This is a genomic window from Granulicella mallensis MP5ACTX8, assembly GCF_000178955.2.
In the GTDB taxonomy this organism is placed as follows: Bacteria; Acidobacteriota; Terriglobia; order Terriglobales; family Acidobacteriaceae; genus Granulicella; species Granulicella mallensis.
Genome location: NC_016631.1, coordinates 1,785,418 through 1,799,684, shown reverse-complemented (window position 1 = coordinate 1,799,684; position 14,267 = coordinate 1,785,418). Strand labels below are relative to the sequence as shown.

The 14,267-nt window shown below is 60.5% G+C and carries 12 protein-coding genes; 7 read left to right on the top strand and 5 right to left on the bottom strand.

The window, feature by feature from the left end:
• The first annotated feature begins 22 nt into the window (after positions 1 to 22).
• Complete coding sequence (locus ACIX8_RS07655) at positions 23 to 961, top strand: LysR family transcriptional regulator (protein ID WP_014264767.1); 939 nt, start codon at positions 23 to 25, stop codon at positions 959 to 961.
• Positions 962 to 1,164: 203 nt separating this feature from the next.
• Here ACIX8_RS07655 and ACIX8_RS07650 read toward each other — a convergent pair whose 3' ends face one another.
• On the bottom strand, positions 1,165 to 2,175 hold the full coding sequence (locus ACIX8_RS07650; protein ID WP_044178080.1) for a YeiH family protein: 1,011 nt from the start codon (positions 2,173 to 2,175) through the stop codon (positions 1,165 to 1,167).
• Positions 2,176 to 2,293: 118 nt separating this feature from the next.
• On the opposite strand from ACIX8_RS07650, the gene ACIX8_RS07645 reads away from it, so the two are divergent.
• Positions 2,294 to 3,505, top strand: a complete 1,212-nt coding sequence (locus ACIX8_RS07645; protein ID WP_014264765.1) for a phosphoglycerate kinase — start codon at positions 2,294 to 2,296, stop codon at positions 3,503 to 3,505.
• On the opposite strand, the gene ACIX8_RS07640 is transcribed toward ACIX8_RS07645, so the two are convergent.
• Positions 3,506 to 3,853 carry a four helix bundle protein gene (locus ACIX8_RS07640; RefSeq protein WP_014264764.1) on the bottom strand — a complete coding sequence of 116 codons (348 nt, stop codon included), beginning with the start codon at positions 3,851 to 3,853 and terminating at the stop codon, positions 3,506 to 3,508.
• Positions 3,854 to 4,068: 215 nt separating this feature from the next.
• Between ACIX8_RS07640 and tpiA the strand changes: the two genes are divergently transcribed.
• On the top strand, positions 4,069 to 4,821 hold the full coding sequence (tpiA, locus tag ACIX8_RS07635) for a triose-phosphate isomerase (protein ID WP_014264763.1): 753 nt from the start codon (positions 4,069 to 4,071) through the stop codon (positions 4,819 to 4,821).
• Positions 4,822 to 4,837: 16 nt separating this feature from the next.
• Here the strand turns inward: tpiA and lepB are convergent, their stop codons facing one another.
• Positions 4,838 to 5,428, bottom strand: coding sequence for a signal peptidase I (gene lepB / locus ACIX8_RS07630; protein ID WP_014264762.1), 591 nt, complete (start codon positions 5,426 to 5,428; stop codon positions 4,838 to 4,840).
• Between the two features lie 65 nt (positions 5,429 to 5,493).
• On the bottom strand, positions 5,494 to 6,534 hold the full coding sequence (locus ACIX8_RS07625; RefSeq protein ID WP_014264761.1) for a serine hydrolase: 1,041 nt from the start codon (positions 6,532 to 6,534) through the stop codon (positions 5,494 to 5,496).
• A gap of 77 nt (positions 6,535 to 6,611) precedes the next feature.
• Here ACIX8_RS07625 and serS point away from each other — a divergent pair, with 77 nt between their 5' ends.
• The 3 genes from serS (at position 6,612) to ACIX8_RS07610 (ending at position 9,153) form a co-directional block, all read left to right on the top strand.
• Positions 6,612 to 7,943, top strand: a complete 1,332-nt coding sequence (gene serS / locus ACIX8_RS07620; RefSeq protein WP_014264760.1) for a serine--tRNA ligase — start codon at positions 6,612 to 6,614, stop codon at positions 7,941 to 7,943.
• A complete protein-coding gene (locus tag ACIX8_RS07615) occupies positions 7,940 to 8,329 on the top strand; it encodes a hypothetical protein (protein ID WP_014264759.1) in 390 nt (129 codons plus the stop codon). The genes serS and ACIX8_RS07615 overlap by 4 nt, the downstream gene beginning before the upstream one ends.
• Before the next feature lie 107 nt (positions 8,330 to 8,436).
• Positions 8,437 to 9,153, top strand: a complete 717-nt coding sequence (locus tag ACIX8_RS07610; RefSeq protein WP_014264758.1) for a LolA family protein — start codon at positions 8,437 to 8,439, stop codon at positions 9,151 to 9,153.
• Here the strand turns inward: ACIX8_RS07610 and ACIX8_RS07605 are convergent.
• The gene (locus ACIX8_RS07605; RefSeq protein WP_014264757.1) at positions 9,122 to 10,534 is read right to left on the bottom strand and encodes an ArnT family glycosyltransferase; all 1,413 of its coding nucleotides are present in this window, start codon (positions 10,532 to 10,534) and stop codon (positions 9,122 to 9,124) included. The two genes, ACIX8_RS07610 and ACIX8_RS07605, sit on opposite strands and share 32 nt — an antisense overlap.
• A 144-nt stretch (positions 10,535 to 10,678) precedes the next feature.
• Between ACIX8_RS07605 and ACIX8_RS07600 the strand changes: the two genes are divergently transcribed.
• Positions 10,679 to 14,239, top strand: coding sequence for a glycosyltransferase (locus ACIX8_RS07600; protein ID WP_014264756.1), 3,561 nt, complete (start codon positions 10,679 to 10,681; stop codon positions 14,237 to 14,239).
• Positions 14,240 to 14,267 lie beyond the last annotated feature (28 nt).

The window sequence follows — 14,267 nt, the reverse complement described above, 5'->3', positions numbered from 1 at the left end:
CCGTAGCTGTACTCTGAACGCTATGGAGAACTTCCGCCTCCGCGTCTTCCGCGCCGTCGCCCGCCATCGCAACTTCCGCGTTGCCGCTGAAGAACTCCTGCTTACCCAGCCCGCCATCACGCAGCAGATCAAGGCGCTGGAGACAGAGCTCGACGTGGCGCTCTTCGACCGCGCCGGCGGCAAGATCACTCTCACCACCGCCGGAACCGCGCTCCTTCCCTATGCTGAAAGGCTGGCGGACCTTTCCGAAGAGGCCCGCCAGGCCGTCGCCGCGACAACCAGCACCAACGCCGGCCACCTCACGCTTGCGGCTTCGCAGACCATCGGCCAATACCTGCTTCCACGGCTCATCGCCGCCTTCCTGATCGAGAACCCGAAGGTCAACATCGACGTCATCGGCGGCAATACTCAGGCGGCGCTCGAAGCCCTCGTCGGCCATCGCGTCCAGCTTGCGCTGATCGAAGGCCCCGCCATGCGTCAGGACGTCCGCATCGAGCCCTTCATGGAAGATCACATGATCTGCGTCGTTCCCGCCACTCACGAGTGGGCCGGCGAGGAGGTCGAGCCTGCACAGCTTCAGCAGGCTACACTCGTGACCCGCGAACTCGGTTCCGGCTCACGCCGCATCGTCGAGCAGGCCTTCGAACGCGCCGGCCTGCGCCTTCGCGACCTGCATATTCGCATGACCTTCGACTCCACAGAGGGGCTGCTCAGCGCCGTGGAAGCGGGCCTGGGCATCGCGTTCGTCTCGCGCTGGGCGGTACGTGCGCAGCTCGCGCTCGGAACGCTGCGGGTTGCGCATATTCGCGGTCTGCAACTCGCACGCATGTTCTCTCTCGTCACACCCAGCGGCCCGGAACCTACCGGCGTTACCCGCGCGTTCCATCGCTTCGTCCTGGAACGCGCTGAGGACCTGGCGCCTCGCCCTACCGGAAGGCCAAGCCATAAATCCGAAGGCTAGACTTTGCTTTGAAGGGGGGACTTCAGTCCCGCCGTTTATGCTTTGTTGCTCGGGTGGCTTTAGCCACGGAGGGAATCTCCGCCCGGCCACATTCCCTCCGCGGCTAAAGCCGCATCCTTCTCCAGGGATTTACGTACGGCCTGAAGGCCGTACCCTTCAAAACTGCCATCCCAATTTTCAGCAATCCTCAGCTTTAGACACTTCTAGATCGAGATCACCCTAAAGTAGATCGCAGCCAGCGATGCTCCGGCCACAATCACCCAAAGCACGACTCCCTGCACCAGGGGCCTGACGCCCACCTGCTTCAGCGTCTTCTTCGACAGGCTCGTTCCAATCAGGAACAGCGTCGCGGTCAATCCCACCTTGCCCAGATGGTTGAGCGCACCGAACATGGGGCGCAAAGCTGGGAGGTAGGTGCTGAACGCAGCAGCGGCGCAGAACATCACGATGAACCATGGAATCTTTACCCCGGCCCTCGGTCCCGCGTCGGAACTCCGTGTGCTACCCCGCGCAATGAACGTTGCCGTAATCAACGACACCGGCACAATCCACAGCGCCCGTGCCAGCTTCACAGTTGTTCCGATAGCCAACGCCTGGTCACCGTACTTCGCCGCAGCTCCCACCACGGAACTCGTGTCGTGGATGGCCAATGCCGCCCACAGGCCGAACTGGTTCTGGCTCAGGTGCAGCGCCCAGCCCACTGCCGGGAATAGCAGCAGGGCCACCGAGTTCAGAAGAAATACCGTGCCCATCGAGACGCTGATCTCTTCCTCCCCCGCCTCCGTAATCGGGGCCAGCGCGGCGATTGCACTCCCGCCGCAGATGGCCGTGCCTGCCGCGATCAGGAACGATGCCTTGCCCCCGACCTTCAGTAGCTTGCCCAGGAGCAGCCCAAGCCCCAGCGCGACCGTGATGCTCACCGCCGTGTAGAGGAATCCTGAGCGGCCGGCATGCAATACCTGCTGCACGTTCATCCCAAAGCCCAGGGCCACCACCGAGGCCTGCAACAGGAACTTTGCCAGCGTCCCCGCCTCGGCCCGCAGGGGGTGGTCCACCGAGAAGCCGAACGCGATGCCTCCCACCAGGGCCACCGGCGGCGACACAATACCGCTGGCCGCGATCAGCAGTCCGATAAAAAACACTGTCTTGCTGTTGAATGTCTTGAAGGCTACTGCCTTCTCCGGAACTGCTTGAACTGCCGTTTGGGTCGTCATCTTCTTTGCCTCGACTTCCACTTTCACCCCCTCCAAAGCGGGCGTCCAAGCAGAAGTTCTTATGGCTCATAAGCGGTTGCTCTGACGATCTACCCTCCAGTCGGTTATCCTTCAGGCAATGCACAAGCTCTCGATTCGCGACCTCGATCTCACCGGTAAGCGCGTGCTCATCCGCGTCGACTTCAATGTGCCCCTCTCCAAAGAGGGCACCATCACCGACGACACACGCATCCGCGAGACGATCCCCACCATCGAGTACGCGCTGCGCCGCAAGGCCCGTGTGATCCTCGCCGCGCACCTCGGCCGCCCCAAGGGCAAGCACGTCGACGCGATGAGCCTGCGCCCCGTCGTCGATCGCCTGCGCTCGCTGCTCGACCACGTGCTCGACCCGGATGAGAACGTCGCCTTCGCGCCCGACTGCGTTGGGCCGGTCGCCATCGAACTGGCCGACAACCTCGAGCCTGGCCAGACGCTGCTGCTCGAGAACCTGCGCTTCCACGCCGAAGAAGAGGCCAACGACCCGGCCTTCGCCAGGCAGCTCGCACAACTCTGCGACATCTACGTGAACGATGCCTTTGGCGCGGCACACCGCGCCCACGCCTCCACCGAGGGCATTACGCACTTCGTCGCCCAGTCGGCCGCGGGCCTGCTGATGGAGAAGGAACTGAACTATCTCGGCAAAGCCGTTGCCGAGCCGAACCGGCCGTTTGTCGCCATCATTGGCGGAGCCAAGGTCTCGGACAAGATCGAAGTCATCAACGCTCTGCTCAACAAGGTCGATGCCCTGTTGATCGGCGGCGCGATGGCCTATACGTTCCTCAATGCGCAGGGCCAGACCACAGGCAAGTCTCTGGTTGAAGCCGACAAGTACGACATCGCCCGCGCGGCTCTTGAAAAAGCCGAAGCCCGTGAAGTGAAGTTCCTGCTGCCCGTGGACCACGTCCTGGCGGACAAGTTCGGCGCCGACGCGAAGACGCAGATCTTCAGCGGTACCAAGCCCTTCCCCGCCGACCTGATGGCACTCGACATCGGCCCCGAGACGATCAAGCTCTTTGCGGCGGAGATCGCCGAGGCAGCCACCGTCGTCTGGAACGGCCCGATGGGCGTCGCTGAACTCGCACCCTTCGCCAAGGGCACCAACGCCGTCGCCAAGGCGCTCGCGAAGAACGAAGATGCCATCAGCATCGTCGGTGGCGGAGACTCCGTAGCGGCACTGCACAACTCCGGCGTCGCGGACAAGATCACGCATATCTCTACCGGCGGCGGCGCGAGCCTTGAGTTCCTCGAGGGCAAGACACTCCCCGGGGTGGCGACGCTTACTGACAAGTAACTAAAACTTGCGCAGGTAGCCGTGAATCATCTTGCGAACCTCGATGGTCTCTGCCATCAACTTCGCGGATGATTCCGGCTTCCAGTAGGTCAAATCTTTGGCCAGCTCAATCAGGTATTCCAGCTCATTGCAGCTTGCCTGCGCCTTCCGCAGGTCGGCAGCGAACTCCAGGTTGTTCTCGCGCCCGCATCCCTCGGCGATCCGTGTTGCAATCGCAGTGGCACTGCGCCGCAATTGAATCGTTAAACCGAATACCTCTTCTTTGGGCAGCGACTGGGTCTCCCGGTAGATAGCCAGGACCAGCACATGGGCTTTACGCCAAAATTCGATATTCCTGAAGTCCTGCACCGTTCCTCCGAATTATGCTTCGAGTCTCGAGAGATGAGTAGCGAGCTTCGAGTAAGCAACTCGATTCTCGGCTCTCGCATCTCGAAACTCAGAGCATAACCGGGCGAACGCCCATGACACCAGCAGCGTCCGAATTTCGGCCATCCCCTCTTGCCATCCCCCCCACCTAACCCGTAATCTCCACTGACCACAGCCTTTATTGGAGTCTCGACCGCATGCGCAAGCCCATCATCGCCGGCAACTGGAAGATGTACAAAACACCCAAGGAGTCGCTGGCCTTTCTCGACGCCTTTCTTCCCCTGGTCGAAGACCACACGCGCGATGAAATCCTCGTCTGCCCGACCATGAGCTCGCTCGGCTATGTGCTGGAGGCGACCATCGGCACCAACGTCCGTGGCTGCGCGCAGAACATGCACTGGCTCAACGAAGGCCCCTATACCGGCCAGACCTCGCCAACGATGCTCGTCTCCATCGGCTGCCGGCACGTCCTGCTCGGCCACTCCGAGCAGCGGCTCTACTTCAACGAGACCTATGAGCGCGTGAACCTCAAGCTGAAGGCCGCGATCAATCACGGCATCACACCGATCGTCTGCGTAGGAGAGTTGCTGGCTGAGCGTGAAGACATGAAGACGGAGGAGACGCTGCGCAGCCAGGTTCGTGCCGCGTTGCGCAATATCTCTGCCAACGAGGCCCGCCGCCTAGTCATCGCCTATGAGCCCATCTGGGCCATCGGCACCGGCTCTACGGCCTCACCCGAGGTAGCCGCCGAAGCCCACAAGATCATCCGCCACGAGATCAGCCATTGTTGCGGCGAGCAGACTGCTGAGAACACCCGCATCCTCTACGGTGGCTCCGTCAAGCCGGAGAACATCAGCGCGCTCATGCAGCAGGAGCAGATCGACGGCGCACTGGTCGGCGGCGCCAGCCTGGTGCCCACAACCTTCGCCAACATCGTGCACTACGCTTAAAGATTTAGCGGGAGATTTAGCGGACTACACCCGCCTGGTCCATCGGCCAGTACACAAAGGCTGCCCGGCCATAGATCAGGCCCCGCTCTACCGGGCCGAAGTCGCGGCTGTCGCTGGAGATGGAGCGATGGTCGCCCATCACGAAGTACTCGCTCTTCGGGATGGTCATCTCCGGCTGGGAGCGGTCGTCCTCGTACTTCAGCGGGACGTAGCTTTCCTTGAGCGGCGTTCCGTTCACCCACACCGTTCCGTGGTCGATCCGTAGCGCGTCTCCCGGCAGCGCGATCACGCGCTTGATGTAGCTCTTCGAGTGGTCGTGCGGGTAGAGAAACACCACGACATCGCCGCGATGAATCTGCTCCCCCACCAGGGTACCGAGGTGGGAGTAAGCAAACTTATCGATGAACAGCCGGTCCTGGTCTTGCAGCACCGGCAGCATGCTCGTGCCTTCCACGCGCACCGGCTGATACAGAAACAGAATGATGAACGCCGACGCCACGCCCGCGAAGAGCAGGTCCGTCACCCACGAGCGCAGGCCCGGACTTTTTTGCGGTGCCGATGTTTCGGCTGCCTCTGGTATCTGCTGCTCCAATGTTGCCTCTTCCATGTCGAACGTCTTACTCACCCTCTACATTTTATAGACGCATTTCTACCCAAAGAGTGCGCAACCCCTTATTTCACGTCCAATCCCAGCCCGGGCACCAGCGTTTTGCCGTCGATCCCGGAGGGCGACCAGTTCGTCACGATCGCCTTTGCCAGCTTCGCAATGGTGACTTCCCCCTCGTTGTCGACCGTCCAGCCATGGTCGGCGTTGTCATAGGTAAAGATCGCCAGCACCATCGGGCCGCTCTTGCCGGCGACGATAGCCACATCGTTGCGCACCGCGTTCAGGCTCCCGGTCTTGCTGGCGATCGCTGTACCCGTCTCGCTGGAATCGACGGTCTCCAGGTAGCGTGGAATCGTCTCGCGATAGAACTGGTTGCTCAGCATCTTCAGGCCCACCGCGCAGACAGCCAGGTCCTGCGCGTCGGGCTTGGCAAAGCCCTCGCTGGACGTGGGCGGCACCGGAGCCGTTCGAGGAGCTTCGGCGTGCAGTTCGCAGCGTCCGATCCGCGTCATGAGCGTCGCCATCTCGTAGGGAGTCGTCTTGCCGAGGCCAAACTTCGGCTGGTCGGCAGGCATGGGGCCTGTAGCAGGCTTCATGATCTTCTTGTAGAGGTGCGTGTTCACCAGCCCCAGCGAAGCCATCCGCGCATTGACAGTGTCCGTGCCGAAGCGATCGATCATTAAGTTCGTTGCGGTATTGTCGCTGACGATTACCATCATGGTCAGCGCGTCCTTCAGCGTAAGGGTCAGGGGCGTGTCGAAGAAGGTGAGCACTCCCGATCCGGGCACCGGGTCGCCCGGCTTCAGCACCAGCTTTTCGTCCCAGTGCGCTTTGCCCTCGCGGACCTCGAGCATTGCCTCGTACAAAATCGCCAGTTTGATGTCCGAGGCCGTCTGCACCGGCAGGTTCTGGTCGATCCCTACAGCCTTCCCGTTGTTCAATTGCACGGCGTACAGCGCCACTTTTCCATGGTGCGCGGCCAGAATCGGCTGCAGTTGCGCGAGCAAGGCCGGATCGTCCGAGAGCGCTGGTGCAGCCTGAGCCTGGGCCACCGCCATGGCCGCGCCAAGCAGGATTGCCGTTATGGAGGTCTTTGCAATGCCCATCGAATCCCCTTTTGATTGCTTTAACTTACCCTGCCCCTGCACATTCCCGCCGGGTAATGCAGCTAGAATAGCTTGGTATGCACGATTTAGCTTTTGTCCGGGCGAACCTGCCGCTCGTAGAAGAAAAACTGCGCTCTCGTGGCGCTGATCCGTCGATCCTTGCCGACTTTGAGCGGCTCGATACGGAGCGCCGCACTGCGATTACCGAGGCCGAAACCCTCAAGGCACAACGCAACGCGCTCTCCGAAGAGTTCGCCAAGCTCAAGCGCGCCGGCGGAGACGTCGCCGCCATCAGCCAGCGCTCCGGCGAGCTAAAGGACCGGACGGCCGCTCTCGAAGTCACTGCCAGCGCCGCCGATGCCAAGCTGCGCGAGCTGCTCCAGGGTCTGCCCAACTTGCCGCAGGACGGCGTACCCGCGGGCAGCTCCGAACATGACAATGTCTGCGAAAAGACCTGGGGCGAACCTACGAAGTTCGACTTCCCCGCCAAGCCCCACTGGGAGATCGGCGAAGAGCTCGGCATCCTCGACTTTGGCCGCGCCGCCAAGATCTCCGGTTCCCGCTTCGTCGTTCACTTTGGCGCAGGCGCCCGGCTGGAGAGGGCTCTGGCCAACTTCATGCTCGACCTGCATACTCGCGAGAACGGCTACGCCGAGGTGCTGCCGCCCTTCATGGTCAACTCGACCTCTCTCTTCGGCACAGGCAATCTTCCGAAGTTCGCCGAAGACCTCTTCCACTGCGATGACAAGGGCCCCTATATACCGGGACAGTTGCACGAGAATGACCACTGGCTGATCCCCACGGCAGAGGTGCCAATCACAAACCTCTTTCGTGATGAAACGATCGATCTGAGCGACGGCACGATCTCGTTCACGGCCTACACCCCCTGCTTCCGCTCCGAGGCTGGTTCCTATGGCAAGGACGTGCGCGGCATGATCCGCCAGCACCAGTTCCAGAAGGTCGAGCTTGTGAAGTTCGCCCGGCCTGAGGACTCCTCTGCCGAGCATGAGAAGCTGACCCGCGACGCCGAGTCCGTGCTCGAGCGCCTGGGTCTTCCCTATCGCCGGATGCTGCTCTGCACTGGAGACATGGGCTTCAGCTCCTCCAAGACCTATGACCTCGAAGTGTGGGTTCCCGGTCAGGAGACGTATCGCGAGATCTCCTCCTGCTCGAACTTCGAGAGCTTCCAGGCGCGGCGCGCGAACATCCGCTATAAGCCTGCGGGCTCGAACAAAACAGAGTTCGTTCATACACTCAACGGCAGCGGCCTTGCTGTAGGACGCACTTATCTTGCGATCCTGGAGAACTATCAGCAGGCTGACGGCTCCGTGCGTATCCCGGATGCACTGCAACCTTATATGGGCGGAGAGACCGTGATTACAAAGCAATCCCTGGGGCGTGCACGATGACCCGTTTGATTCGCAGTTACTTTTTCTGGTCTTACGAACGCGGCAGTTTTCACTATGACGTAATGGTCACGGCCATCCTGCTCTTTGTGTTTGTGTCGCCGCACCTCATCGACTTCAAAGACAAGCCTGTAACGACCGTTCCTCTGCATGGCAGTGAAGTACTGGTAAAGGAAGCCAGTGGCAACAGCAACGAGGCTCGCTTTGTGTACGAGGTTCGTGCCGAAGATCTCGATGGGGCGTCGACCGATGTAGAGATTCGCAGAGCTCTGCTGAGCGTGATCGAACCCATCTCGGGTGAGGTAAAGCTTGAGCAGTACAAACCTGTACCGGACACCAAGGGCAAGATCGTGGCTTATGATGCCACGGTATTGCGTTCCGGCCTCTAAATTGCGAGACCGTTAGATAACGCTTTTCGCTCCAGCTCATCTAACGACATGACTGTTCGTTGCGTCTGTCTCAGACCAAATCGCCGCTTCGCAGGAGATCGCGTTTTATGAAGAAGCTCTTCACTACAGCCCTCGCTCTTGCGCTGACCTCCACCGCGCTCCACGCACAGGCTCCTTCGCCGCAACTTACGGACGTGCTCCATCAGCTCGATACCGCCTCCTCGAAGTTCCACAATGTGCAGTCCGACGTCAGCTATGACAACTACACACGGGTTGTCCGGGATCATTCCATTGAGACCGGCACGATCTATGTCGAACGCTCAGGCAAAGGACAGCAGATGGGCGCCGTCTTCTTCAACAGCACCCCCGACGGCAAACCCACAAAATCGCCGGCCAAGATCCTTGTCTATGATGGCAGCACGCTGCAGATGTATTCGCCCGGCACAAATCAGGACGACGTCTTCAAGGCCGGAGCAAACCAGGCGAAGTACGAGAGCTTTCTTACGCTCGGCTCCGGTGGCAGTGGCAGCGATCTCGCCAAGGCGTGGACGATCACCTATGACCGTAACGAACCCCTCAGCGACGGAACGAAGCAGGTGAACACCGCAAAGCTCATCCTGGTCAGCAAGGATCCTGGGGTAAGGGACATGCTTACCCGCGTCACGATCTGGGTGGATCCTCAGCGAGGGATCTCGCTCAAACAGCTCTTCGAGCAACCCAATGGTGACAGTCGCACCACGACCTACTCCAACATTCGGCTCAATGAACACATCGACACGAAGCCCTATGAGATCAGCAAAAAGGCTCAGCACATTCCGCACTAGTCTCCTGACGTACTAACGCGAAGGCAGCCAGAAGGATCACCACTGGAAAGCACTCCAGCGTGTATCGCGGCTCGGAGTTGTCGATCGTTGCCAGCAGCACGCAGCGCAGCAGCACAAAGAGGATCATGGCGTAGGCCAGCACGCTATATCCGCTCCAGCCCTGCCGCCGCCAACGCCACAAGCCTACCCAGGCCAGTGCAAGATACAGGGCATTCAGTAACGCATAGCCGACGCTGAACGCCGATCTCTTTGGATGGGCACGCCAGTTCCACCAGTCGATCGGGATCTTCATCAGCTCGGTCCGGGGACGCAGCCACATGTCCGCCAGCTTCGCTATGGGCAGCAGGACGTAATAACGCAGCGGATGCGCCGCAATGCGCTGCGCGGCCAGCCTCGCGAATGCGTCGTCAGACTCTGGGTTCGCCGCACTGACATCGTTGTACTGGGCGTAGACTCGCTCTGTCTCCTGGCGCTGCGCGGCATTGTCGAAGGCGCGAGGCGGAAGATCGGTCATCGCGAGCGGCGACCCGTCATAGGTCCAGTACACGTCCACCGTCGATTTGAAATCGATGGCCCAGGTCTTGTACCAGCGCTGAAAGCCGTAGGAGATGGGCTCGCCGGGATCGGTCGCATAGCGCGGCGCCAGCGGCTGCACCACGTGAAAGACGCGCCAGTTACGGATGCCCCACAGCAACAGGGGCAAGGCCACGATCAGAGCTACGCTTGCCGCGGGAAGCGCGCGCTTGAGCACTCCCGCTTTTCTCTCTCGAAGTCCCACCCACAGCACCGCCGGAACCACCACCATCGGCAGCAGCGCCTGATCCGGCCTGATCAGCACGGCGAGGGCCGACGCAGATCCGAGCGAGAGGAGCCAGGCGTTTCCCGGCCCTCCCTGCTGCCGTTCCCCCATCCATCGTTGCAGTGAGAAAAACGCCAGGGTAATGAAGAACAGGCTGAGGGTCTCCGTAAGCGGAATGGCGGCGTAGTTGGCGGTAAACGGGCAAAGAGCCGCCAGGCCAAGCGCTACCAGCCCGGCCCGGCGCCCCATCAGCCGTGCGGCAAGAGCACCCAGAAGACAGCATTCGATAAGGCTGAGGACAGCCTGCACCCCGGTCACGGCAAGAAAGTTTTCACGGCCGAACACCGCAAAGCACAGGCCTAGAAAAAAGGGATATCCGGGCAGGCGCATCAGGGTCTGGCGTATTCCGGTGGCTTCCGTGACCCCATAGATATGATGGGCGAACATATTCTGGGCAAGATCGGCATAGATCTCCGGATCGCCCACAAACCTTGCGTGGTACCGGATGAACAGGAGACGCAGCCCGGTACCCGCCAGCAAGAGCAGCGTCGCGACAGCCCACCTTCGTTCCCTTTGAGACATTTCATTGCATCATACTGATTGGAGAGGCTGATTCGCATCCTCCGATTCAGGCGATTGACCTCGCCCTTTTCTCCCCTAGCGCATCTGCCAATACGTAATACGATGGCTAAGACGCAATACGATGATGGAGACCTCTAAAGATCGATGAACAAGCAAGTTTTTTACGACCCGCAACGCAAACGCTGGAAGCGGCTTCGGCGAATCTTCGACTTGTCGGCTCTCCTTGGCGTCCTCATCGGCGGCCTGTTTATCGTCGGCCTGGTCCGGATGAAGCCTCTGCGCGGGCTAGATCTGCGTTCGGTGACCAAACGCTACCGTGCCCTGGCGAATCCGCCGGCCCCGGTGCTTACCCCTAAAGAAAAGCTCAACCACTCTGCCCATCGCAGAACCGACCTCAAGCCCTCTGACGTCGTTCTGAACACGGGTGAAGGATTGCGCGCGGCGTTTTATACCGACGCCGACCCAGCCAGCTACGCGTCCTTCAAGCAACATCTCAAGCAGATCGACCTGCTCTTCCCCGAGTGGCTGCACGTCACCACGGCTGACGGCAACATCACCGCCCTCACCTCCGACAATATTCCGTTCACCGTGGTCGAAGGCTCCGTGGTGCATGGAGTCGACCGCGAGAATAAAGTCATTCGCGCCATTGCGGCGGCCCGTGAAGATACCGAAATCTTCCCGATGGTCAACAACTACAGCGTGACGGACGGTGTCTTTGAAGACAACGTCGGGCAGTTTCTCCTGAGCCCCGTCGCGCGTGCGAACTTTATTCACCAGATCGACGCATTTCTCGCGGCCAATAACTTCTATCGCGGCCTCACACTCAACTTCCAGAACATCCCGATCGCCGCGCAGCCAGGCTACCAGCAGCTCATCCAGGCGCTCTATAACGACTTTCACTCGCGCAATCTGCGGCTCTACGTCAATGTGCCGGTCGGTGACGACGACTTCGATATGAAGTTCATCGCCGCCAATTCCGACGGCATCATTCTCATGAACTACGACCAGCACCAGACCGGCACCGACCCCGGTCCGGTGGCCGGGCAGGATTGGTTCGCCGATAATCTGCGGGCCGCGATGAAGATCGTTCCGCGCGAAAAACTCATCTGCGGTATCGGCAACTACGGCTACGACTGGACCAGCAATCTGCCTCCGCCCCCTCCGGCCAAGGGCAAACACGAGCGCAGTAAAAAGCCTGCAGCGCCTGAAAAGCAGCCAATTCTCTCCACCACCATGCTTTCGACCCAGGAAGCATGGCAGGCCGCCGCCGACGCGGATGCGCAGATCGACATGGACGAGGACTCGCTCAACCCTCACTTCGCCTACGACGACGAAGATGCGAAGATACGCCATCAGGTCTGGTTCCTCGACGCTGTCACCGTGCTAAACCAGATGCGCGTAGCCCGCGCTCTCGGTTTGGAAACCTTTGCTCTCTTCCGTCTTGGCTCGGAGGACGACTCCCTCTGGAAGATCTGGGATACGCCCACGAAGTCCGATCCCGTGAAAGACCTAGCAGTCGTTGCCCCCGGACAGGATGTGGACACCGAGGGCGACGGCGATATTCTGCGCGTCACCGGCCAGCCGCAAAACGGTCATCGCACCCTGACGATGGACGATGACAAGACGATCCCGTCGAAGTACCTCAGCGTCGTCTCCGAGAAGATGGACTCGTATCCGCTGCCCTACACGCTCTCGCAGTATGGGTACCATCCCAAGCAAGTCGCCATCAGCTTCGACGACGGGCCTGATCCCACCTGGACGCCGAAGATCCTCGACATCCTGAAGAAGTACAACGTTGTCGGCACCTTCTTCATGATCGGCGAAGAAGCACAGGACAACGTCGGCGTGATGCAGCGCGTCTACCGCGAAGGCCACGAGATCGGTAACCACAGCTTCACGCATCCCGACATCAGCGAAATCTCGCCTGGATCTGTCGACCTGCAACTCAACCTGACGGAACGGCTCTTCGCCGCCAAACTCGGCGTGCAGCCCGTCTACTTCCGCCCGCCGTACTCGATCGACCAGGAACCCGACACCAACGACCAGGCCGCTCCGATCGATCGCATTCAACATCAGCTCGGGTATGTGATCGTCGGCGACAAGATCGATACCAACGACTGGGATGAACATCCTCGCAAGACACCGCAGGAGATGATCGACAGCGTCTTCGAGCAGATTAACGAAGCCAACACCAAGACCTGGATGCGCGGCTCGATCATCCTGATGCACGACGGCGGCGGCGACCGCAGTGCCACCATCGCAGCGCTGCCGAAACTGATCGAAGCGTTGCGGGCGCACGGCTACGAGATCGTGCCCGTCTCGCAGCTCATCGGCCAGACCCGCGACCAGGTCATGGTGCCGCTGACCCGCAAGCAGCGCTACTACGCCTTTATCGATTCGATCACCTTCTTCTTCATCGGCTTCTTCAATCACTTCGTGCTGTCGGTCTTCTTCGTCGGCGACGTCCTGATGAGCGGCCGCCTCATCATCATCGGTCTGTGCGCAATCATCGACCGCTTCCGCCGCCGCAAAGACTTTGCTACCCCGGACTATCAGCCGAAGGTCGCCGTCCTGATCCCCGCCTATAACGAGGAGATGGTCATCGCACGCACGATTCGGTCCGTGCTGATGTCCAACTACAAGAACATCCGCATCATCGTCATCGACGATGGTTCGACAGACGCGACCTACAAGATCGCCACCGAAACCTACGCGAAAGAGATCGCCGACGGAAAGGTAACGGTTCTGACCAAGCCCAACGGAGGCAAGGCCGAAGCGCTGAACTTCGCGCTGCGCAGCACGGACGAAGAGGTCTACGTCGGCATCGACGCCGATGGCGTCATTGCACACGATGCCATCTCCCGGCTCGTATGCCACTTTGCAAACCCAGCCATCGGAGCGGTGGCAGGCAATGCGAAGGTCGGCAACCGTGTCAACCTCTGGACGCGCTGGCAGGCTCTCGAATACATCACCTCGCAGAACTTCGAGCGGCGCGCGCTTGATCTGTTCGACGTCGTCATGGTCGTGCCCGGAGCCATTGGAGCCTGGCGCACGGCTGCGGTCAAAGCCGGAGGCGCGTACCATCCCGACACCGTCGCCGAAGACGCCGACCTCACGATGAACCTGTTGGAACAGGGTTACGCGGTGATCTACGAGGATCAGGCACTGGCCTTTACCGAAGCGCCGGTCACTGCCAACGGGCTCGCCCGCCAGCGTTTCCGCTGGTCCTTCGGCATTCTGCAGGCGGTCTTCAAGCATCGGGGCGCCATCGCGCGTCGCCGTGCGATGGGCCTCTTTGCCCTGCCGAACATCGTCATCTTCCAGATCCTTCTGCCGCTGGTCTCTCCGCTGATCGACTTCATGTTTGTCGCCGGGGTCGTGCACTATTTCATCGACAAGCACTTCCATCCCGAGACGACCAGCACGAACGACCTCTTCAAGCTCCTGACGTTCTTCCTGGCGTTCCTGCTGATCGACTTCGCGGCCTCGGGCCTGGCGTTCCTGCTGGAACGCAAACACCCGGCCAGTCGCGGAGACGCCTGGCTGCTCGTCCACATCTGGGTCCAGCGCTTCACCTATCGCCAGCTCTTCTCCTGGGTGTTGCTCAAGACTGTCAAGCGTGCGATCGACGGCAAGCCCTTCTCGTGGGACAAGCTGGAACGCACCGCCAAGATGTCGAAGTCAACGGAGAAGCTGACGGAGTAAAAACCTGAACGAACCGCTTTGCACCGCA

Coding starts and splice junctions, on each gene's coding strand:
- ACIX8_RS07655 (WP_014264767.1), top strand. CDS start 23: ATGGAGAACTTCCGCCTCCGCGTCTTCCGCGCCGTCGCCCGCCATCGC.
- ACIX8_RS07650 (WP_044178080.1), bottom strand. CDS start 2,175: ATGACGACCCAAACGGCAGTTCAAGCAGTTCCGGAGAAGGCAGTAGCC.
- ACIX8_RS07645 (WP_014264765.1), top strand. CDS start 2,294: ATGCACAAGCTCTCGATTCGCGACCTCGATCTCACCGGTAAGCGCGTG.
- tpiA (WP_014264763.1), top strand. CDS start 4,069: ATGCGCAAGCCCATCATCGCCGGCAACTGGAAGATGTACAAAACACCC.
- lepB (WP_014264762.1), bottom strand. CDS start 5,428: ATGGAAGAGGCAACATTGGAGCAGCAGATACCAGAGGCAGCCGAAACA.
- ACIX8_RS07625 (WP_014264761.1), bottom strand. CDS start 6,534: ATGGGCATTGCAAAGACCTCCATAACGGCAATCCTGCTTGGCGCGGCC.
- serS (WP_014264760.1), top strand. CDS start 6,612: ATGCACGATTTAGCTTTTGTCCGGGCGAACCTGCCGCTCGTAGAAGAA.
- ACIX8_RS07615 (WP_014264759.1), top strand. CDS start 7,940: ATGACCCGTTTGATTCGCAGTTACTTTTTCTGGTCTTACGAACGCGGC.
- ACIX8_RS07610 (WP_014264758.1), top strand. CDS start 8,437: ATGAAGAAGCTCTTCACTACAGCCCTCGCTCTTGCGCTGACCTCCACC.
- ACIX8_RS07605 (WP_014264757.1), bottom strand. CDS start 10,534: ATGTCTCAAAGGGAACGAAGGTGGGCTGTCGCGACGCTGCTCTTGCTG.
- ACIX8_RS07600 (WP_014264756.1), top strand. CDS start 10,679: ATGAACAAGCAAGTTTTTTACGACCCGCAACGCAAACGCTGGAAGCGG.